This is a genomic window from Nitrosomonas supralitoralis (assembly GCF_003011925.2).
Classification (GTDB): domain Bacteria; phylum Pseudomonadota; class Gammaproteobacteria; order Burkholderiales; family Nitrosomonadaceae; genus Nitrosomonas; species Nitrosomonas supralitoralis.
In genome coordinates this window covers 1-20,015 of the sequence record NZ_PXXU01000010.1, presented here as the reverse complement: position 1 = coordinate 20,015, position 20,015 = coordinate 1, and the positions used below count along the sequence as shown (strand labels likewise).

19 protein-coding genes are annotated in these 20,015 nt (G+C 43.7%); 6 read left to right on the top strand and 13 right to left on the bottom strand.

What is annotated here, in order from left to right:
- Nucleotides 1-6: 6 nt before the first annotated feature.
- The 13 genes from rplB to C7H79_RS04765 all read right to left on the bottom strand — a co-directional run bounded on the left by rplB (nucleotide 7) and on the right by C7H79_RS04765 (nucleotide 11,443).
- Nucleotides 7-840, bottom strand: a complete 834-nt coding sequence (gene rplB, locus C7H79_RS04825) for a 50S ribosomal protein L2 (protein WP_106706167.1) — start codon at nucleotides 838-840, stop codon at nucleotides 7-9.
- Nucleotides 840-1,175: a 50S ribosomal protein L23 gene (gene rplW / locus C7H79_RS04820; protein ID WP_106706166.1), complete on the bottom strand. Its 336-nt coding sequence runs from the start codon at nucleotides 1,173-1,175 to the stop codon at nucleotides 840-842. The genes rplB and rplW overlap by 1 nt, the downstream gene beginning before the upstream one ends.
- Nucleotides 1,172-1,792 carry a 50S ribosomal protein L4 gene (gene rplD, locus C7H79_RS04815; RefSeq protein ID WP_106706165.1) on the bottom strand — a complete coding sequence of 207 codons (621 nt, stop codon included), beginning with the start codon at nucleotides 1,790-1,792 and terminating at the stop codon, nucleotides 1,172-1,174. Before rplD ends, rplW begins: the two co-directional genes overlap by 4 nt.
- A 39-nt stretch (nucleotides 1,793-1,831) precedes the next feature.
- Nucleotides 1,832-2,479, bottom strand: coding sequence for a 50S ribosomal protein L3 (gene rplC / locus C7H79_RS04810; RefSeq protein WP_106706164.1), 648 nt, complete (start codon nucleotides 2,477-2,479; stop codon nucleotides 1,832-1,834).
- Between the two features lie 73 nt (nucleotides 2,480-2,552).
- Nucleotides 2,553-2,861: a 30S ribosomal protein S10 gene (gene rpsJ, locus C7H79_RS04805; protein WP_106706163.1), complete on the bottom strand. Its 309-nt coding sequence runs from the start codon at nucleotides 2,859-2,861 to the stop codon at nucleotides 2,553-2,555.
- Nucleotides 2,862-2,933: 72 nt separating this feature from the next.
- Nucleotides 2,934-4,124 (bottom strand): elongation factor Tu, encoded by a 1,191-nt coding sequence (gene tuf / locus C7H79_RS04800; RefSeq protein WP_106706162.1) that lies wholly within the window; start codon nucleotides 4,122-4,124, stop codon nucleotides 2,934-2,936.
- A gap of 32 nt (nucleotides 4,125-4,156) precedes the next feature.
- Nucleotides 4,157-6,247: an elongation factor G gene (fusA, locus tag C7H79_RS04795; protein WP_106706161.1), complete on the bottom strand. Its 2,091-nt coding sequence runs from the start codon at nucleotides 6,245-6,247 to the stop codon at nucleotides 4,157-4,159.
- Nucleotides 6,248-6,306: 59 nt separating this feature from the next.
- Complete coding sequence (gene rpsG, locus C7H79_RS04790; RefSeq protein WP_106706160.1) at nucleotides 6,307-6,777, bottom strand: 30S ribosomal protein S7; 471 nt, start codon at nucleotides 6,775-6,777, stop codon at nucleotides 6,307-6,309.
- A 77-nt stretch (nucleotides 6,778-6,854) separates the two neighbouring features.
- The gene (gene rpsL / locus C7H79_RS04785) at nucleotides 6,855-7,232 is read right to left on the bottom strand and encodes a 30S ribosomal protein S12 (protein WP_106706159.1); all 378 of its coding nucleotides are present in this window, start codon (nucleotides 7,230-7,232) and stop codon (nucleotides 6,855-6,857) included.
- 279 nt (nucleotides 7,233-7,511) lie between these two features.
- Complete coding sequence (locus tag C7H79_RS04780; RefSeq protein ID WP_106706158.1) at nucleotides 7,512-7,997, bottom strand: YajQ family cyclic di-GMP-binding protein; 486 nt, start codon at nucleotides 7,995-7,997, stop codon at nucleotides 7,512-7,514.
- A gap of 15 nt (nucleotides 7,998-8,012) precedes the next feature.
- Nucleotides 8,013-9,224, bottom strand: a complete 1,212-nt coding sequence (locus tag C7H79_RS04775) for an argininosuccinate synthase (RefSeq protein WP_106706157.1) — start codon at nucleotides 9,222-9,224, stop codon at nucleotides 8,013-8,015.
- 71 nt (nucleotides 9,225-9,295) lie between these two features.
- A complete protein-coding gene (argF, locus tag C7H79_RS04770) occupies nucleotides 9,296-10,222 on the bottom strand; it encodes an ornithine carbamoyltransferase (protein WP_106706156.1) in 927 nt (308 codons plus the stop codon).
- Between the two features lie 48 nt (nucleotides 10,223-10,270).
- Complete coding sequence (locus C7H79_RS04765) at nucleotides 10,271-11,443, bottom strand: aspartate aminotransferase family protein (RefSeq protein WP_242447153.1); 1,173 nt, start codon at nucleotides 11,441-11,443, stop codon at nucleotides 10,271-10,273.
- Nucleotides 11,444-11,738: 295 nt separating this feature from the next.
- Between C7H79_RS04765 and gyrA the strand changes: the two genes are divergently transcribed.
- The 6 genes from gyrA to C7H79_RS04735 all read left to right on the top strand — a co-directional run bounded on the left by gyrA (nucleotide 11,739) and on the right by C7H79_RS04735 (nucleotide 19,840).
- Complete coding sequence (gene gyrA / locus C7H79_RS04760) at nucleotides 11,739-14,300, top strand: DNA gyrase subunit A (RefSeq protein WP_106706154.1); 2,562 nt, start codon at nucleotides 11,739-11,741, stop codon at nucleotides 14,298-14,300.
- Between the two features lie 29 nt (nucleotides 14,301-14,329).
- The gene (gene serC, locus C7H79_RS04755) at nucleotides 14,330-15,421 is read left to right on the top strand and encodes a 3-phosphoserine/phosphohydroxythreonine transaminase (protein ID WP_106706153.1); all 1,092 of its coding nucleotides are present in this window, start codon (nucleotides 14,330-14,332) and stop codon (nucleotides 15,419-15,421) included.
- Nucleotides 15,414-16,610, top strand: a complete 1,197-nt coding sequence (locus C7H79_RS04750; RefSeq protein ID WP_106706152.1) for a 3-phosphoglycerate dehydrogenase family protein — start codon at nucleotides 15,414-15,416, stop codon at nucleotides 16,608-16,610. Before serC ends, C7H79_RS04750 begins: the two co-directional genes overlap by 8 nt.
- A gap of 40 nt (nucleotides 16,611-16,650) precedes the next feature.
- Complete coding sequence (gene pheA / locus C7H79_RS04745) at nucleotides 16,651-17,721, top strand: prephenate dehydratase (protein ID WP_106706151.1); 1,071 nt, start codon at nucleotides 16,651-16,653, stop codon at nucleotides 17,719-17,721.
- Nucleotides 17,722-17,801: 80 nt separating this feature from the next.
- Nucleotides 17,802-18,914, top strand: coding sequence for a histidinol-phosphate transaminase (hisC, locus tag C7H79_RS04740; RefSeq protein ID WP_106706150.1), 1,113 nt, complete (start codon nucleotides 17,802-17,804; stop codon nucleotides 18,912-18,914).
- Nucleotides 18,915-18,946: 32 nt separating this feature from the next.
- Nucleotides 18,947-19,840 carry a prephenate dehydrogenase gene (locus C7H79_RS04735; RefSeq protein ID WP_106706149.1) on the top strand — a complete coding sequence of 298 codons (894 nt, stop codon included), beginning with the start codon at nucleotides 18,947-18,949 and terminating at the stop codon, nucleotides 19,838-19,840.
- The last annotated feature ends 175 nt before the right edge of the window (nucleotides 19,841-20,015 follow it).

Sequence of the window (20,015 nt, the reverse complement as noted above, 5' to 3'; positions counted from 1 at the left end):
TAATCATTACCCCTTTTTTGAATATCGATGACGAACTATCATAACATTTGTTCTTTTATTATTGCGAGTTCTATAACCTTTAGCTGGCGTACCCCAAGGACTTACCGGATGTCTACCTGCTGAAGTTCTACCTTCGCCGCCGCCATGAGGATGATCTACGGGATTCATCGCCACGCCACGGACAGTCGGTCTAATTCCGCGCCATCTTATAGCTCCCGCTTTTCCGATCGATCTTAAATTATGCTCTGCGTTTCCTACCTCACCGACCGTCGCGCGACAATCTATATGTACTTTACGCATTTCGCCTGAACGAAGCTTAATTTGTGCATAATTACCTTCTCTTGCTTGCAATTGAACAAACGAACCTGCTGATCTGGCTAACTGAGCTCCCTTTCCAGGTAACAGCTCTACACAATGTATTATTGTTCCCATTGGTATATTACGAAGTGGCAAAGCATCACCAAGCTTAATTTGGGCTAATTTTCCACTGCCAATTTTCATTCCTACTGACAAACCTTTTGGTGCAATTATATATCTTCTTTCGCCATCGCTATAACAAACTAAAGCAATGTTTGCCGATCTATTAGGATCGTATTCAATGCGCTCCACCGTTGCAATAACACTATCTTTATTCCGTTTAAAATCTATGAATCTATACTGTTGTTTATGACCTCCACCGCGATGCCTTGTAGTAATACGGCCATGATGATTACGTCCAGCAGTTTTAGATTGTTTTTCAAGTAGATTTTTATACGGATTTCCTTTGTATATTTCTTTATTTATCAGTTTAACAACGGATCTTCTACCAGGAGATGTCGGTTTTAACTTTACAAGTCCCATTACTTAGCCTCTATATTCACAAAATTTGTAAAATTTAATTCTTGTCCCTGCTTAATGTTTACGATAGCCTTTTTCCAATCTGATCTTTTTCCCATAAAACGTCCAAACCGTTTTTGTTTCCCTTTTACATTAATTGTTTGGACTTTTTTAACTTCAATCTTTTGTTCTTTCCATATCAGCTCTACAGCGCTCTTAATCTCTTGTTTAGTAGCATCTTTTACAACTCGAAATATACTCTGATTATTTTTCTCGCCCAGATAGGTTGCTTTCTCAGAAATATGAGGCGCCAATATAATTTTTAACAAACGCTCTTGATTGATATTTTTACTATTCATGAAAGAAGCTCCTCGATTCGCTTCAAACCCTCTCTAGTGATAAGTGTTTTTTTGAATTTAAGTAGACTTACTGGGTCCACATTGCCTACTTCAACAACTGCAACATTTGGAATATTTCGTGATGACAAATAAAGATTACTATCAATCTCATTAGTGATGATCATTACATCACTCATTCCAAGACCTTCTAATTTTTTCGAAAATGCCTTAGTCTTATACGAATCAACGTCAAATGATTCTATAACAAATAACCTACCATCACGAATAAGCTGTGAAAATATAGAACTTATACCTGCTCGATACATTTTCTTATTTAATTTTTTTCTATAATTTTCATCGGGGCTATTTGGAAATATTTTTCCGCCCCCCCGCCAAATTGGACTCGACGCCATACCGGCACGCGCCCTACCTGTCCCCTTTTGTCGCCAAGGTTTATGTGTTGACTTTGCAATATCTGATCTACCTTTTTGTGCACGAGTTGCGGAACGAGCATTAGATAAATATGAAGTCACAACTTGATGAACGAGCGCTTCGTTATACTCTCTCTTAAAAAGCTCATCAGAAACATTTATGCTCGCTGATTTCTGATCTGCATTGCCGATTAGCTCTATTTCCATTTTTAGTCACCCTACTTTTTATATTCTATCTTTATAAGCTTACTTTTTTTCTTTTATGCTCGACCGAACTATCACGTAACCGCCTTTAGATCCTGGAATTGCACCTTTAACTAACAGCAAATCTCTTTCAGTATCGATTCTTAGTATTTCAATATTTTGTGTAGTTCTTTTCACATTACCCATATGTGCGGCCATACGCTTGCCTGGAAATATTCGCCCAGGGTCTTGAGCCATGCCTATTGAACCTGGCTTATTATGTGCCTTTGAATTACCGTGACTTGCTCTATTGGACGAAAAATGATGTAACTTTATCGCCCCTGCAAAGCCCTTTCCAATTGTGACACCTGATATATCAACTTTTTGTCCTACTTTGAAAATATCATTCTTAATCTCCATTCCATTCTTGAGTTGATCAAGATCTGAATCATTTCTTACCCTAAACTCTCTGACAATGCTTCCGACAACTACACCAGCTTTCGCACAATGTCCTGCCATCGATTTCTTTACCCTTGATGTCTTTTTCTGACCAAAAGATATCTGAGCAGCGCAATAACCATTGGATGCAGTTTGCTTTATTTGTGTAACACGATTGCTAGAAACATCTATTACGGTCACCGGAAATGTATCTCCATTTTCAGCAAATATTCGCGTCATGCCGATTTTACGGCCTATTAATCCTAGACTCATTCTATCTCTCTTTACAGGAGGTCTTTTACTTATTTAATTACTGAAGCTTACAAATTTAGAACTTATAACCTAACTAAAGCTTTATCTCTACATCAACGCCTGCAGGCAAATCTAATTTCATTAACGCGTCTACTGTTTTATCTGTTGGATCAATGATATCCATCAATCTCAAATGTGTTCTAATTTCGAACTGATCTCGCGACGTCTTATTTACATGTGGCGAACGCAGCACATCGAAACGTTCGATCTTGGTTGGCAGTGGTACTGGGCCTTTCACAACGGCCCCTGTTCTTTTTGCAGTTTCAACAATTTCTATAGCTGATTTATCTATTAAACGATAATCGAAGGCTTTAAGGCGAATTCTTATTTTCTGATTTTGCATATACCTGTTCCTGAATTAACATGTCCAATATTTGAACGCTAAACTGGACTTACCTTTCTTAACCTTCTTATATCACTCAATAATTTTAGCAACAACACCTGCACCAACGGTCCTACCACCTTCACGTATCGCAAATCGCAACCCATCTTCCATCGCAATTGGCGCTATTAAATTTACCGTCACTGAAACGTTGTCACCAGGCATCACCATCTCTGTTCCCGCTGGCAATTCTATCGCCCCCGTCACATCCGTCGTCCTAAAATAAAACTGTGGGCGATAACCAGGAAAAAACGGAGTGTGCCTTCCTCCCTCTTCCTTACTTAACACATATATTTCTGCCGTGAATTTGGTATGAGGCAATATGCTACCCGGCTTTGCCAACACTTGACCACGTTCAACTTCTTCTCGTTTCGTGCCGCGCAGAAGTATCCCTACGTTATCTCCTGCCTGCCCCTGATCCAGCAGTTTACGAAACATTTCAACGCCTGTACATACCGTTTTCAGAGTCGGCTTGAGACCCACTATTTCAATCTCCTCACCTACTTTGATTATGCCCCTCTCTACGCGACCCGTTACTACTGTCCCTCGGCCCGATATTGAGAATACATCTTCAACTGGCATAATGAAGGCACCGTCAATAGCACGATCCGGTTGCGGAATATAGCTATCCAGAGCCTCCGCTAACTTCAAAATGGACGCTTCACCAATATCACTCTGATCTCCTTCCAACGCTTTCAAAGCTGATCCAACTATGATTGGCGTATCATCACCTGGAAATTCATATTTCGATAACAGCTCGCGGATCTCCATTTCCACCAACTCAATCAGCTCCGCATCATCAACCATGTCCGCTTTATTCATATATACGATGATGTAGGGAACACCCACTTGACGCGCCAACAAAATATGTTCCCGTGTCTGTGGCATAGGGCCATCAGCCGCCGATACCACCAATATTGCTCCATCCATCTGGGCCGCGCCCGTGATCATATTCTTTACATAATCTGCATGGCCCGGACAATCCACATGAGCGTAATGACGATTATCTGTCTCATATTCAACATGAGACGTATTAATCGTTATCCCACGAGCACGCTCTTCTGGCGCAGAATCAATTTGAGCGTAACTCTTCGCTTCTCCTCCAAATTTCTTCGTCAAAATCGTCGTGATTGCCGCAGTAAGTGTAGTCTTACCATGATCCACGTGACCAATCGTACCAACATTTACATGTGGCTTCGACCGCTCAAATTTACTCTTTCCCATGTCTTGTCCTTTTCACTCTATACACAAATTCATTATTTTTTATTTATTATGGCTTCTGCCACATTTTTTGGCGCCTCAGAATAATGTTTAAACTCCATCGAATAAGTCGCCCTGCCCTGCGTGGCAGATCTCAGCGCTGTAGAATACCCAAACATTTCTGCAAGCGGAACTTCAGATCGTATAACTTTAAATCCAGGAACATCCTCCATTCCTTGTATCATACCTCGCCTAGACGATAAATCACCTACAACATTTCCCATAAAATCTTCTGGTGACTCCACCTCAACTGCCATCATAGGTTCCAACAACACTGGATTAGCTTTACGCATTCCATCCTTAAACGCTATTGATGCCGCCATTTTAAATGCATTCTCATTCGAATCCACATCATGATATGAACCATCAAAAAGAGTAACCTTTACATCCACTACGGGATATCCCGCCAACACTCCGCTAGGAAGAGTCTCTAACAGTCCCTTTTCTACCGCAGGTATATATTCTCTCGGCACTGCTCCGCCTTTTATTTCATCTATAAATTCAAATCCTTTACCGGTTTCATTTGGCTCCATTCTTAACCAAACATGACCATACTGTCCACGACCGCCAGATTGCTTTACAAACTTTCCCTCTATCTCTACTGACTTTTTTATCGCTTCACGATAAGCCACCTGTGGAGCCCCCACGTTTGCCTCTACGCCAAACTCCCGCTTCATACGATCCACAATGATTTCCAGATGAAGCTCACCCATACCAGAAATAATTGTTTGTCCTGACTCCTCATCTGTTCTAACTCTAAATGACGGATCTTCTTGAGCCAATCGATTTAGCGCTAGCCCCATTTTTTCTTGATCTATTTTAGTTTTCGGTTCAACCGCGACATGAATTACCGGTTCCGGAAAATCCATTCTTTCTAAAGTTATGATTTTTTGATAATCACACAGTGTATCCCCGGTAACAACATCTTTTAACCCTACCGCTGCGGCAATATCCCCCGCTCGCACCTCTTTAATCTCTTCGCGCTGATTCGCATGCATTTGCAAAATTCTACCAATTCTTTCTTTTTTTCCCTTAATCGGGTTATACACCGTATCTCCTGACGCAACTACACCAGAATACACTCTAAAGAAAATGAGTTGCCCCACATATGGATCTGTAGCAATCTTAAATGCAAGCGCTGAGAATGGCTCATTATCATCAGGCATTCTCTTATCTTCCTCGCCATTTTCCTTCTCACCTTGCACTGCCAAGACATCTTTAGGCGATGGCATATAATCTAGCACTGCATCCAGCATTGCCTGAACCCCTTTATTTTTAAAGGCGGTCCCGCACATCATGGGCACTATTTCATTATTTATAGTTCGCGCTCGCAAACCAGTCTTTATTTCTGAAACAGTCAAATCACCCTCTTCCAGGTACTTATTCATTAAGTCTTCATTGGCTTCAGCTGCAGTTTCTAGCAGCTTCTCACGCCATGTTTTAGCTTCCTTTAGCAAAGATTCCGGAATATCTCGCTCGTCAAATTTCATCCCTCTACTTTCATCATCCCAGTAGATAGCTTTCATTTTAACTAAATCGACCACACCTTCAAATTTATCTTCAGCTCCTATCGGTAGCTGTATCGGCACAGGCATCGCTTTGAGTCGCGTTTTGATTTGCTCATACACACGCATAAAATTTGCTCCTGAGCGATCCATCTTATTTACAAATGCCAATCGAGGAACATGATATTTATTTGCCTGCCTCCAAACCGTCTCTGTTTGTGGTTGAACTCCACCAACCGCACAAAATACTGTACAAGCCCCATCTAACACCCGAAGAGAACGCTCCACCTCAATTGTAAAGTCTACGTGACCTGGAGTATCAATGATATTAATTCTATGCTCTGGATAATTACCGCCCATCCCCTGCCAGAAACAAGTTGTGGCAGCTGACGTTATCGTAATACCTCTTTCTTGCTCCTGCTCCATCCAGTCCATAGTGGCCGCACCATCATGAACCTCACCTAATTTATGAGACACACCGGTATAAAACAGCACACGTTCTGTTGTTGTTGTCTTTCCAGCATCAATATGCGCCATGATACCGATATTTCTATAACGTTCTATAGGAGTTTTTCTTGCCACAGTATTAATGCCTTACGAATTTTCAATTAATGAATGAAATTTGCATTTCTAAGATTTAACTAAAATCTAAAGTGCGAGAATGCCTTGTTGGATTCCGCCATTCTGTGAACTTCCTCGCGCTTCTTAACCGCACCGCCACGCCCCTCAGCTGCTTCAGCCAACTCGCCCGCCAATCTTGCATCCATAGATTTCTCGCTTCTTTTCCTTGCCGCATCCCGAAGCCATCTCATGGCCAGAGCATTACGTCTAACAGAGCGCACTTCTACGGGAACTTGATAATTTGCACCTCCAACCCGACGACTTTTTACCTCTACGATTGGCCGCACATTATTCAATGCTTGTGTGAAAATATCTAACGGGTCACTTCCAGTTTTCTTTTCAATGCTCTCGAGTGCACCGTAGATAATCCTTTCAGCCACTGACTTTTTACCGCGCGTCATGAGAACATTGACAAATTTTGCCAGTTCTACATTGTGATATTTTGGATCTGGCAGTATTTCTCGCTTTGGAACCTCTCTACGTCTTGGCATTATGCGACCTCATCTGGATTATTACTTTCCTGTTTGTTTCCGGTTTAAAAAATACGCGTGTAATTAGCTCTATATCACTAAGCAGTTTTCGGTTTTTTGGAGCCATATTTTGATCTCCCCTGCTTACGGTCTTTAACACCCGCAGTATCCAAACTCCCTCTTACTGTGTGATAGCGCACACCCGGCAAGTCTTTGACGCGACCGCCACGAATCAAAACAACTGAGTGCTCTTGAAGATTATGACCTTCTCCACCGATATAACTAGAAACTTCAAATCCGTTGGTCAACCTCACCCTAGCTACTTTACGCAAAGCTGAATTTGGTTTTTTGGGTGTAGTTGTGTATACCCTTGTACATACACCCCGCTTCTGCGGACTGTTTTCTAACGCAGGAACATTACTTTTTACCCGCTTAGCTGTACGCGGCTTTCGAACTAACTGACTAATTGTCGGCATTTCTATGTCCTAAAAATCTGCGACGGCTTTAAGCCGTTCGCAACTAACCTATTGCTGAATTCTATCTATCTGTGGTGTTAAAATTAATTAACTATTTATGCAACATCTTTTTTATACAAAAGATAAAAGATGCGTCAAAAAAGAGAGCGGATTCTATTGGGTTTATATTTTCGTGTCAAGACAAACCGCGTTAGCAGAGATATGAATTTTCCAGTATCTTGCTATTCCTTCCCTTATTTTTCTTAATCTTATACCAAACAATGAAGTTAGAGAATTCTATCAATCTCTAAAGTTTTGGAATTGTAATGGAAAATTATCAATTGATCTTTTTATTAACTGTATTACGTCCTGCAGCACATCTTTCTTTGAACCCGTTACACGTACTACATCTCCTTGGATGCTAGCCTGCACTTTGAGTTTGCTATCTTTAATATTTTTTGTTATTTTTTTAGCCAGCTCTGTTTCTACCCCTGTTTTAACAGTTATAAGCTGCTTTACTTTATTGCCGCTTATTTTTTCAGCCTGCCCCTTATCTAGGCATCTTACATCTACATTTCGTTTTGTCAACTTAGTTCTTAGAATGTCTAAAACCTGCTCCAACTTAAACTCATCATCTGCAAATATCGTTAATTGATAATCAATTTGCTCCACTCTCGCATCCGAACCCTTGAAGTCAAAGCGAGTACTAACTTCTTTATTTACTTGATCCACTGCATTCTTGATTTCCTGCTTATCAACTTCCGAGACTATATCAAATGTTGGCATTTTAATTTTAGCTAATCAATATTTACGCTTTGCAGCAATACGTAACCTTAGTGCATTCAATTTAATGAATCCCGCTGCATCTCCCTGATCGTATGCTCCAGCATCATCTTCAAACGTGGCTATAGTTGAATCAAATAATGAATCAGCAGGAGAATCTCTGCCAACCACAATGACATTTCCTTTATACAACTTCAGCCTTACCCATCCATTCACTTTTTCCTGGCTCGCATCTATCATTTGTTGCATCATTTTTCGTTCCGGGCTCCACCAATAGCCATTGTAAATCAGCGCAGCGTACCGCGGCATCAAATCATCTTTTAAGTGAGCAACCTCTCGATCCAAAGTAATTGATTCTATTGCTCGATGCGCACGCAATAGAATTACCCCCCCTGGAGTCTCATAGCACCCCCGCGATTTCATGCCAACGTATCGATTCTCCACCAAATCCAATCTGCCTATCCCGTGCTTACCTCCCAGCACGTTAAGTGTTTCCAGCAAACCAGCTGGCGACAATTTAACGCCATTTAATGCCACGGCATCCCCACGTTTAAATTCCATATCCAAATACTCAGGCGCATCAGGTGCTTTTTCAGGCGACACACTCCAACGCCACATCGACTCTTCTGGCTCAGTCGCCGGGTTCTCGAGGACTCTTCCCTCATATGATATGTGTAGCAAATTCGCATCCATGCTATAAGGTGAGCCACTCTTTTTTTTCATTTCTACTGGAATACCATGCTGCTCAGCATAGTGAAGTAACTTTTCTCTCGAAGTTAAATTCCATTCGCGCCAAGGCGCGATCACATGTATATCTGGCTGCAATGCATAATATCCCAACTCAAAACGCACTTGATCGTTACCCTTCCCGGTAGCTCCATGTGAAACCGCATCCGCCCCAGTTTCTTTGGCAATTTCAATTTGCCTTTTTGCAATTAATGGGCGCGCAATACTCGTACCCAGCAAATACTCTCCCTCATAAACTGTATTCGCCCGAAACATGGGAAATACGAAATCACGCACAAACTCTTCCCGTAAATCCTCAATATAAATTTCCTTGACGCCAAGTTGTTTTGCTTTAGCACGCGCCGGCTCAACTTCTTCCCCCTGTCCAATATCAGCAGTAAATGTCACCACTTCACATTGATAGCTATCTTGCAACCATTTCAAAATAACTGACGTATCCAGCCCTCCAGAGAATGCCAAAACTGCTTTATTAATTTTTTTCATTATATTTATTACATTTTTTACGTAGCGATTAAATAATTAGATACATCAACTGAGAATTCTAAATGACAACCTTACATTTCATTCTTTATTTTTCCCAGCAGCAAATACTCCATGAGCGCTTTTTGCGTATGCAATCGGTTTTCCGCTTCATCCCATACTACCGATTGCGGCCCATCCAAAACCTCGGCGCTCACTTCTTCACCACGATGTGCTGGCAAACAATGCATAAATAGCGCATCTGATTTCGCTAAAGACATCATTTCAGTATTGACACAGAATGCAGCAAAATCATTTTTCCTTTGCTCAGCTTCGGCTTCAAATCCCATACTCGTCCACACATCTGTAGTAACAAGATCCGCATTCATCACAGCTTCGCGGGGATTCGCATATGTTTCATAATGCGTTGCATCGTTTAATCCTATCCGCTCAGGATTAATGTCGTACCCTGGAGGGGTTGAAACACGCACTTGGAAATTAAAAATTTCAGCCGCTTGCAACCAGGTATTGCACATGTTATTAGAATCACCGATCCACGCTACGGTTTTTCCTTCTATGCTACCTCTGTATTCGGAATAGGTAAAAATATCACTCATGATTTGGCAGGGATGGTATTCATCGGTTAAGCCATTGATTACCGGAACTCTGGAATTCTCTGCAAAACGCTTGATAGTGTCATGTTGATAGGTTCTAATCATGATCAGATCAACCATACGCGAAATTACGCGCGCAGCATCCTCTACAGTTTCTCCTCGACCTAATTGTGTGTCCTTCGTTGACAAATAAATTGCATCACCGCCCAACTGGTGCATGCCTGCCTCAAATGACAATCGTGTGCGCGTCGAGTTTTTGTCAAAAATCATCGCCAACGTTCGATCACTCAATGGCCAATATTGCCGGTATTGCTTGAACTCCTGCTTTATCCAGCGAGCACGCTCAAACAAATACTCATATTCATCGCGACAAAAATCATTAAATTTCAAAAAATGCTTAAATTGCATAACCAGACAAACAACTAACCAGTCATTACTTTGCTTGATGCTAACTGTTTAGTTATTCAAAAACTCCTTTATTAACAGACAAGTGATATCAACCACCTGCTCAGCTTCGTTTTGCTGCATTACAAGTGCAGGCAACAAACGGACTACTTTATCGGAAGTTACATTAATTAATAATTTCTTCTCTAAAGCTTTTTGAACCAATTCACCGCATGACACAGAAAGCTCGATGCCGATAATCAAACCTTGCCCTCTGATGTGCACGACTCCAGCAACATCAGCAAGCTGCCTCTTCAACCTATCACGCATAAAACTCCCCAACTCAGTTACATGATCAAGAAGATTTGCATCGGCAATCACGTTTAAAGTTTCAATCGCTGCAGCACAAGCTAAAGGATTACCACCAAAGGTAGAAGCATGATTACCCGGTTTAAAAACTTCCGCTGCCGTACTTCTAGCTAAACAAGCACCTATCGGAACTCCTCCCCCCAGGCCTTTCGCCAGTGTTATCACATCTGGCATAATGTCGCTATGCTGAAACGCGAACCATTCCCCGCTTCGTCCAATACCAGACTGTACCTCATCCAGCATCAAAAGCCATCCATTTTGATCACACAGATCGCGCAATTTCTGTAGATAGTGCGCTTCAGGTATGTTAACCCCCCCCTCACCCTGAAAGGGCTCCACCAGAACTGCCACGACATCTTTATTATTAGCAGCAACTTGCGTTATAGCCTCCATACTGTTATAGGGAACACGCACAAATCCAGATAACAATGGCTCAAACCCCGCCTGCACCTTGCGATTCCCGCTCGCCGTCAGGGTTGCCATAGTACGACCATGAAAGGAGCGTTCCATTACTACAATAGTGGGCAATGAAATTCCTTGATTATGTCCATACAAACGAGCTAATTTTATAGCTGCTTCGTTCGCCTCTGCCCCGGAATTACAGAAAAATGCATTATCCATTCCTGATATTTCAATCAGACGATCAGCTAATCGTTCCTGCTTTTCAATGTTATAGAGGTTAGATGTATGGATTAACGTCCCGGCTTGTTCACAGATGGCTTTAGTCAATCTTGGATGACAATGTCCCAACCCACACACAGCCACACCGGCCAACGCATCTAAATACCTCTCACCATGGTTATCCCATAGCCAAACTCCCTCCCCTTTTACAAAGGTAACGGACAATCGTGAATAAGTATTCATTAAATTAGACACAGCACTAGATCCACAGTTATTTTAATTTCAGAAGGTAAATTCAACTACGCGCCCTATCTCTATCAACATTCGAAGTAAGAAAAATTTGAAAAAACTATTATGTTTACTTATTTAGTCTGCTTTTTCAAGCTTTTTTATCCAATGATCATCTTATTTTTACAATTTTCACACCGCAAAGAACTGAGAAATTATGGCAGCATGTTAGAATATAGATGATTATAAATTTTCTTATGTTAAATTTTAAGAAGATACACCTCACCATCATAACCCGTTGTTCTCACAAAAATCATAAGATATGAATCAATTTGCCAAGGAAACCCTGCCTATCAGTCTTGAAGAGGAAATGCGGCGTTCCTATCTTGATTACGCGATGAGTGTGATTGTAGGTCGAGCCCTGCCTGATGTTCGTGATGGCTTGAAACCGGTACATCGACGCGTGCTATTTGCCATGCATGAACTCTCCAACGACTGGAACAGACCGTACAAAAAATCTGCTCGTATCGTCGGTGATGTCATCGGTAAATATCACCCACATGGAGATACTGCGGTCTATGACACTATAGTACGCATGGCGCAGGATTTTTCGCTACGCTATATGCTCATTGATGGGCAAGGAAATTTCGGCTCAGTAGATGGTGATAACGCAGCTGCGATGCGTTATACCGAAATTCGTATGTCGCGTATTGCACATGAATTGCTGGTTGATCTTGACAGGGAAACGGTAGATTTCGGTCCCAATTATGATGATTCCGAAAAAGAACCGCTCATACTGCCGACAAAAATACCCAACTTACTGATCAATGGTTCATCTGGTATCGCTGTTGGCATGGCAACCAATATCCCACCACATAACCTAAATGAAGTGGTGGAAGCTTGTCTCGCATTACTCAAAAATCCAGACATCAGCATCGATGAACTTATTGACTTAATACCGGCACCAGATTTTCCCACCGCCGGTATTATTTATGGTATCACTGGAGTACGAGATGGCTACCGTACAGGCCGTGGTCGTGTTGTCATGCGTGCGCGCACTCACTTCGAAGACCTGGAGAAAGGCAGTCGCCAGTCTATCATCATAGACGAATTACCCTACCAAGTTAATAAAGCTAACCTATTAATCCGCATCGGAGAACTGGTCCGCGATAAAAAGATTGAAGGCATCTCCGATTTACGTGACGAATCCGACAAATCCGGCATGCGTGTTGTCATAGAACTGAAACGCGGAGAAATGCCCGAAGTCATTCTGAACAACTTGTATAAAGAAACACAAATGCAAGACACGTTTGGCATGAACATGGTGGCTTTGCTCGATGGCCAGCCACGTCTGTTAAATTTAAAGCAAATTTTAGATGCTTTCCTGCGTCATCGCCGCGAGGTTGTCACGCGCCGTACGGTGTTCGAGCTAAAGAAAGCCCGGGAACGCGGTCACTTACTCGAAGGATTGGCTGTCGCACTGTCCAATGTCGATGAAATTATTGCCTTGATCAAAGCAGCTCCAACTCCAGCTGACGCCAAGGAAGCGTTGATGGCAAGAATCTGGCACTCACTATTGGTTGAAGAAATGCTGATGCGCGCAATGGCGGACGCTAACGCACTACGACCAGAGGGGTTGGACAACACGTTCGGATTAAAAGCACATGACTACCGTTTATCTGACGCCCAGGCTCAAGCAATTCTAGAGTTACGTTTGCAGCGCCTCACCGGTTTGGAACAAGAAAAGATTGTCGCTGAATATAAGGATGTCATTGAGAAGATCATTGACTATCTTGACATTCTGGCAAATCCCGGACGCATCACACATATCATTACCGAAGAGTTGGATACGGTCAAACTACAATTCGGCGACAAACGCCGCAGTGAGATCGTTGTCGACACCCAAGATTTAAGTATGGAAGATTTGATTACACCGGCAGATGTCGTGGTTACACTATCGCATAGTGGCTATATCAAATCCCAGTTACTGGATGATTATCGCGCGCAAAAACGTGGCGGACGCGGTAAGTTGGCAACCAGCACCAAGGAAGATGACTTCATTGACAAATTATTCATTGCCAACACGCATGATTATATCCTGTGTTTTTCAAGCTTGGGACGTGTGTATTGGATCAAAGTTTATGAGGTGCCACAAGGTGGTCGGCAATCGCGTGGCAAACCGATTATCAACTGGGTACAACTGGAAGAGAGCGAGAAAATCAATGCAATTCTACCGGTCAAACTCTTTGATGAAAATCGTTTTGTCTTTATGGCAACATCTTTTGGCACAGTCAAGAAAACACCCTTGTCAGAATTCTCCCGTCCGCGCAACAATGGCATTATTGCGATCGGATTGGATGAAGGTGACTATCTCATTGGCGTCGAATTGACCGAAGGCAAACATGACGTGATGCTGTTTTCAGATAACGGTAAAGCCATGCGCTTCAGTGAAAATGACGTGCGTCCGATGGGGCGTACTGCCCGTGGTGTGCGCGGCATGAAGTTGGGTTCAGGGCAGAGAGTTATTTCTATGCTGGTAGCAGAGAGTGAGGAGCTCGCAGTATTAACAGCGACTGAAAACGGCTACGGCAAGCGCACCCCCATCAGCGAATACACGCGTCACAACCGCGGCACACAAGGCATGATTGCAATCATTACCAGCGAGCGTAACGGCAAGGTTGTCACCGCAAAACTGGTGAAACCGGATGACGAAATCATGCTGATCACCTCCGGTGGCGTATTGATCCGCACCCGTGTTAATGAAGTACGTGAAATGAGTCGTGCCACACAAGGCGTTACTCTAATTAACCTGGATGCCGGTGAAAAACTGGCCGGTTTGGAGCGAGTGGTAGAAAGTGAAGATGACGATGGCGACAGTGAATAACTAACCAAAACTTGACTCTGAATAACGTAATGGATCAAATCTTTAATTTTAGCGCAGGTCCTGCTGTTCTGCCCAAAGAAGTGCTGCAGCAAGCGCGCGATGAGATGCTCGATTGGCACGGCAGCGGGATGTCAGTGATGGAGATGAGTCATCGCGGCAAGGAATTCATGTCCATTGCCGAAAAAGCCGAAAGTGATTTTCGCGAGCTGGTTGGTATCCCCAAAAACTATAAAGTGCTATTTCTACAAGGCGGTGCTTCCAGTCAATTCTCCATGGTGCCGATGAACCTGCTGCGCGGCAAAACAAAAGCGGACTATATTAATACCGGTCAATGGTCGACCAAGGCCATTGAAGAAGCCAGCCGATATTGCACTATTAACGTGGCAGCTTCCTCAACGAATACTAACTTCACCTCTGTGCCCACGCAAGATAATTGGCGGCTGGATTCTAATGCAGCCTATATCCATTACACCAGCAATGAAACTATTGGCGGCGTTGAGTTTCATTGGATTCCTGAAATTGATTTGAACAACACCATTCCTCTGGTAGTCGATATGTCATCTGATATCTTGTCACGACCATTGGATATCACGCGTTTTGGATTGATTTATGCCGGTGCGCAAAAAAACCTCGGGCCTGCCGGATTGACACTGGTCGTGGTCCGCGAAGATTTATTAGGCAAACCACTGCCAGGCACTCCAACATTATATGATTATCAGATTCATGCGCAAAATGACTCGATGTATAACACCCCACCTACCTACGCCATGTATATTACCGGGTTGGTATTTGCATGGCTGAAAAATAAAGGCGGACTGGTCACAATGGAAAAAATCAATATCGCCAAAGCCAATTTGTTGTATGGCTTGCTGGATAACACCGATTTTTATCATTGCCCAGTAGCAAAAGCAGATCGATCTCGCATGAACATTCCCTTCACATTGAGAAATCCCGCACTCGACGAAGAATTTCTCATGCAGGCCAGCAACAATGGTTTGATTCAGTTGAAAGGCCATCGCTCAGTGGGCGGCATGCGTGCATCTATGTACAATGCTATGCCGATTGAAGGTGTGGCAAAATTGGTAGCGTTTATGAAGGAATTCGCCTGTCAGCATGCCTGAACATCAACGTAAAACCTACAAGATTCTCACGCTCAACCAGATTGCTCATCATGGCCTGTGTCGCTTTCCAACAGAAATTTTTCAAGTTGGCAAAGATATCACTGAACCGGATGCTATTCTGGTGCGTTCTCATAACTTATTAAATCAGAATATTCCTATCAGCGTTAAAGCAATTGGTCGCGCCGGTGCCGGCACCAACAACATTCCCGTACCTGATATGAATAACCGTGGCATTCCCGTGTTCAATACGCCTGGCGCAAACGCCAATGCAGTTAAAGAGCTGGCTTTAGCCTGCCTGTTCTTAGCCGCACGAAATCTGGTACCTGCGTTACAATTTGCTAAAAATCTGCAAGGCGATGATGTGATGCTGGATAATCAGGCTGAAGACGGGAAAAAACTTTTCTCGGGTATTGAATTGCCCGGGCGTACACTTGGTATTATTGGCCTGGGTGAAATCGGTCGGCTGGTGGCCAATTCCGCACTCAGGCTGGGCATGAAAGTAATCGGTTATGACCCCCAAATTACCATAGATTCGGCCTGGAATTTGTCTGCAGAAGTCAAGAAAGCAAACAGCATGGAAGATCTCCTTCGTCACAGCGAGTTTGTCAGTGTGCATGTTCCCTTGTTGAATTCAACTCGCCAACTGATCGATGACAAATTCATCAAGCTGATGAAACAAAACGTAACCCTGTTAAATTTTTCACGTAGAGAAGTTGTCAATGAAGAAGCCATTCTGACAGGAATTGCCACAAACAAACTCAAATATTATGTCAGTGATTTTCCCAGCCAGAAATTGCAACATCAGCAATCGGTCATCACGCTGCCGCATCTCGGCGCATCGACGCAGGAAGCAGAAGAAAATTGCGCCGTTATGGTAGTAGACCAGCTCATTGATTATCTGCAAAACGGCAACATCACACATACGGTCAATTTTCCTGATATTCAGATGGAACGCGAATCACCTTATCGTGTAGCTGTCGCCAATGCCAACGTGCCAAATATTGTGGGACAAATTTCCACCAGCATGGCCAAGGCAGGGTTGAATATCCATAACATGATCAACAAGTCACGAGGAGAAATGGCTTTCACATTGGTCGATGTCGACAGCCCGGTATCACAGCAAGTATTGGATGAAATCGCCGCAATTGCCGGCGTACTCATGGCGCGATATCTGCCGCTCCCAAAATAAACCTTCATACCTTATCGTTAAGCCAAAATTTTCATCACTCATGTCAGAAGAACTCAAACAATTACGCAACCAGATTGATGCCATTGACAACGAACTGCTTCAGCTGATTAGCAAACGTGCCGGACTGGCACAGCAAATCGGCAAGATCAAAAAAAGCGGCATCATTTATCGTCCTGAACGTGAAGCGCAAATACTGACACGCATGCAGGAGCATAACCCCGGCCCCATCGGCAACAAACATATCAAACAACTGTTCATCGAAATCATGTCTGTATGTCGCGCCCTGGAAAAACCAATGAGCGTCGCTTATCTCGGACCTAGCGGTACTTTCTCTGAAGATGCAGCGTTAAAACGCTTTGGCAGCGCCATCACAACAATAGCGTGTGATTCTATCGACGAAGTATTTCGTGCTGTGGAAACGGACACAGCCAATTACGGGGTAGTACCAGTAGAAAACTCCACGGAAGGTGCAGTTGGCAGAACCATGGATTTATTACTGCAAACTTCATTGATCATTTGTGGCGAAATCCAACTGGCTATTCATCAATTTCTGATGGCACAACAAACCGAATTAACGCAAATCAATAAGATCTACACTCATCCGCAATCTTTCGCGCAGTGCCATCAGTGGCTTAGAATAAATTTACCGCAAATTTCTGATATTGCTTTTGTCCCTACCGCCAGCAATGCCGATGCAGCCCAACAGGCCTCGATCGATAAACATGCAGCGGCTATAGCAAGCCAGAGAGCAGCCGAGCTGTTCGGACTTTCCATCTGTGCCGAAAATATTGAGGATGATCCAAAAAACACTACACGCTTTCTAATCATCGGTAAACAGACAGTGGATATTTCAGGAAAAGACAAGACGTCTCTGATCATGTCAACCAACAACCGTTCCGGAGCGATTTACACATTACTTAAGCCGTTGGCGCAGCATGGCGTCAGTATGAGTCGTTTGGAGTCGCGCCCATCACGCACCGGGCTGTGGCAATATGTTTTTTTTGTGGATATTGAAGGGCATCAGCAAAATGAAAACGTAGCCACGGCGTTGGCAGAATTACGCGACAAAGCAGCCTTCCTAAAAATCTTGGGATCATATCCGGCGACATAAAGGTTCACCATTGCCGAATAATCTCTTGATTGAATCATTCAAACGCCGATATTCTTTTTTACTCAACATAAACTTAATCTATGAATCTTTGTGACTTTGCTCCGGAATACATCCGCTCGATTCAGCCCTATCAGCCAGGCAAACCCATTTCCGAACTAGCGCGGGAACTGGGCTTGGATGAAACTCATGTAATCAAACTGGCTTCCAACGAAAATCCGCTAGGCGCCAGTCCGCTCGCATTAGATGCAATAATAAATGTGCTGCACGAGGTAGCGCTCTACCCAGACGGCAGCGGTTATGAATTGAAAAACGCGCTTTCAAACCGTTATGACATTGATCCGGAACAGATTATTTTGGGCAATGGATCCAATGATGTATTAGATCTGGCCGCACGCGTATTTCTGAAGCCGGGTGCTGCTGCGGTGTACTCACAACATGCCTTTGCCGTTTATCCGCTGGTAGTGCAAATGATCGGCGCCAACGGCATATCAGTTCCTGCTCGCGATTTCGGCCATGACTTGTCAGCCATGCTTGATGCCATTACACCGGAAACACGTATCGTATTTATTGCCAGTCCCAATAACCCGACTGGCACCTTATCCAGCGAAAACGAGCTATTCCGATTTATGGAGCACGTTTCCCGTGATGTATTAGTTGTTATAGATGAAGCCTATTACGAATACTTACCCGAAGCCAACAAACCGGATAGTATCAGTTGGTTGAGGCAGTTTTCCAATCTGCTGATTACACGAACTTTCTCCAAGGTGTACGGCTTGGCGGGTGTGCGCGTTGGATTCGGATTGACGCATCCAGACGTTGCTAACCTGATGAATCGCGTGCGTCAGCCTTTCAATGTCGGCAGCATAGGTTTGGTAGGCGCTCTGGCCGCATTACGTGACAGCGAATTTGTACAGCGTTCATATGCGCTAAACCGTGCGGGCATGCTACAACTCACGGATGGCTTGCGCAAAATGAACATTGAATATATTCCTTCGTATGGCAATTTCATCAGTTTTCGAGTCAAGGGAGATGCATCCAACACTTTGAAGGTTTATCAGAAGCTGCTACAACAAGGCATCATCGTCCGTCCACTCGGTATTTATGAAATGCCCAATCATCTTCGGGTTACAGTTGGATTACAAGCGCAAAACAAACGATTCCTGGAAGCACTTGAACTAGCATTAAGCGAATAGAAGTAATCAAAAAACTTGATTAAGTACCACAAATGACAAATACAGTAGCGCTTAATAAACTGGTAATTATCGGTGTAGGTCTAATCGGCGGATCATTTGCGCAGGCCTTACGCAGCGCCGGACTGGCCAGACATATCGTCGGCATTGGCCGCAGCCAGCAAAACATGCAATGCGCTGTTGAGATCGGCGTGATTGATGAAATCGCAAGCGATATCGCTTGCGCCCTGCACCAAGCAGACTTGGTGTTCCTGGCAATGCCGGTGGGCCAAACCGGGTACATCATGGAGAAAATGGCCCCACATTTACGCGCAAACACCATCATTACCGACGCCGGCAGCACTAAGCAGGATGTGATTGCTATGGCACGTCACCATCTTCCGATGCAAAGCCGGCATCATTTCGTTCCCGGACATCCGATCGCCGGCGCTGAACAAAGCGGTGTACAAGCCGCACAACCCAGTTTGTATCTTGACAAGCACGTTATTCTTACCCCGCTATCGGAAACCAGCACCGATTCTGTCGAACGAGTTCGTCACTTATGGCAAGCCTGCGGCGCACAAGTCTCGCTGATGTCTGCCGATGAACACGATCAAGTTCTCGCCGCCACTAGCCATTTACCACACATCCTCGCCTTCACACTGATGAATCATCTCAATCATGGCACTCAGCAACCTGAGAATATGCTTCGTTTCGCCGGCAGCGGCTTCCGTGATTTTACCCGCATCGCCAGTAGCTCCCCTGAAATGTGGCGCGATATCTGTTTGGCAAATCGCGCAACTTTACTTGAGCAAATTGATGCGTATCAGGAAGAGTTGAATAGCCTACGGGAGCTGTTGAAAAAACGTGATGGTGAGGCGCTGAAGCAGGCTTTTTCGCAGGCGCGTAAAATTAGAGAACAGTGGTTAAGAACAAGATCTAATAGTTAGTTTTGTGTTTTAATTTTAGTTTGTCTAAATTTCGCTAGGAGTTTCTATGTGGCCGATGCCTGATCTGAAAAATATATACAATGACTGGCGAGAAAACCATGCCTTTGAAACAAAAATGGCTGGGAAGCCATACTTACCTTTGTGGTGCATTGCATTGAATCCATTCATTTGCTTT

Excerpts from the sequence above, each read along its gene's own strand:
- rplB (WP_106706167.1), bottom strand. The coding sequence starts at position 840 with ATGGGACTTGTAAAGTTAAAACCGACATCTCCTGGTAGAAGATCCGTT.
- rplW (WP_106706166.1), bottom strand. The coding sequence starts at position 1,175 with ATGAATAGTAAAAATATCAATCAAGAGCGTTTGTTAAAAATTATATTG.
- rplD (WP_106706165.1), bottom strand. The coding sequence starts at position 1,792 with ATGGAAATAGAGCTAATCGGCAATGCAGATCAGAAATCAGCGAGCATA.
- rplC (WP_106706164.1), bottom strand. The coding sequence starts at position 2,479 with ATGAGTCTAGGATTAATAGGCCGTAAAATCGGCATGACGCGAATATTT.
- rpsJ (WP_106706163.1), bottom strand. The coding sequence starts at position 2,861 with ATGCAAAATCAGAAAATAAGAATTCGCCTTAAAGCCTTCGATTATCGT.
- tuf (WP_106706162.1), bottom strand. The coding sequence starts at position 4,124 with ATGGGAAAGAGTAAATTTGAGCGGTCGAAGCCACATGTAAATGTTGGT.
- rpsG (WP_106706160.1), bottom strand. The coding sequence starts at position 6,777 with ATGCCAAGACGTAGAGAGGTTCCAAAGCGAGAAATACTGCCAGATCCA.
- rpsL (WP_106706159.1), bottom strand. The coding sequence starts at position 7,232 with ATGCCGACAATTAGTCAGTTAGTTCGAAAGCCGCGTACAGCTAAGCGG.
- C7H79_RS04780 (WP_106706158.1), bottom strand. The coding sequence starts at position 7,997 with ATGCCAACATTTGATATAGTCTCGGAAGTTGATAAGCAGGAAATCAAG.
- C7H79_RS04775 (WP_106706157.1), bottom strand. The coding sequence starts at position 9,224 with ATGAAAAAAATTAATAAAGCAGTTTTGGCATTCTCTGGAGGGCTGGAT.
- argF (WP_106706156.1), bottom strand. The coding sequence starts at position 10,222 with ATGCAATTTAAGCATTTTTTGAAATTTAATGATTTTTGTCGCGATGAA.
- gyrA (WP_106706154.1), top strand. The coding sequence starts at position 11,739 with ATGAATCAATTTGCCAAGGAAACCCTGCCTATCAGTCTTGAAGAGGAA.
- serC (WP_106706153.1), top strand. The coding sequence starts at position 14,330 with ATGGATCAAATCTTTAATTTTAGCGCAGGTCCTGCTGTTCTGCCCAAA.
- C7H79_RS04750 (WP_106706152.1), top strand. The coding sequence starts at position 15,414 with ATGCCTGAACATCAACGTAAAACCTACAAGATTCTCACGCTCAACCAG.
- pheA (WP_106706151.1), top strand. The coding sequence starts at position 16,651 with ATGTCAGAAGAACTCAAACAATTACGCAACCAGATTGATGCCATTGAC.
- hisC (WP_106706150.1), top strand. The coding sequence starts at position 17,802 with ATGAATCTTTGTGACTTTGCTCCGGAATACATCCGCTCGATTCAGCCC.
- C7H79_RS04735 (WP_106706149.1), top strand. The coding sequence starts at position 18,947 with ATGACAAATACAGTAGCGCTTAATAAACTGGTAATTATCGGTGTAGGT.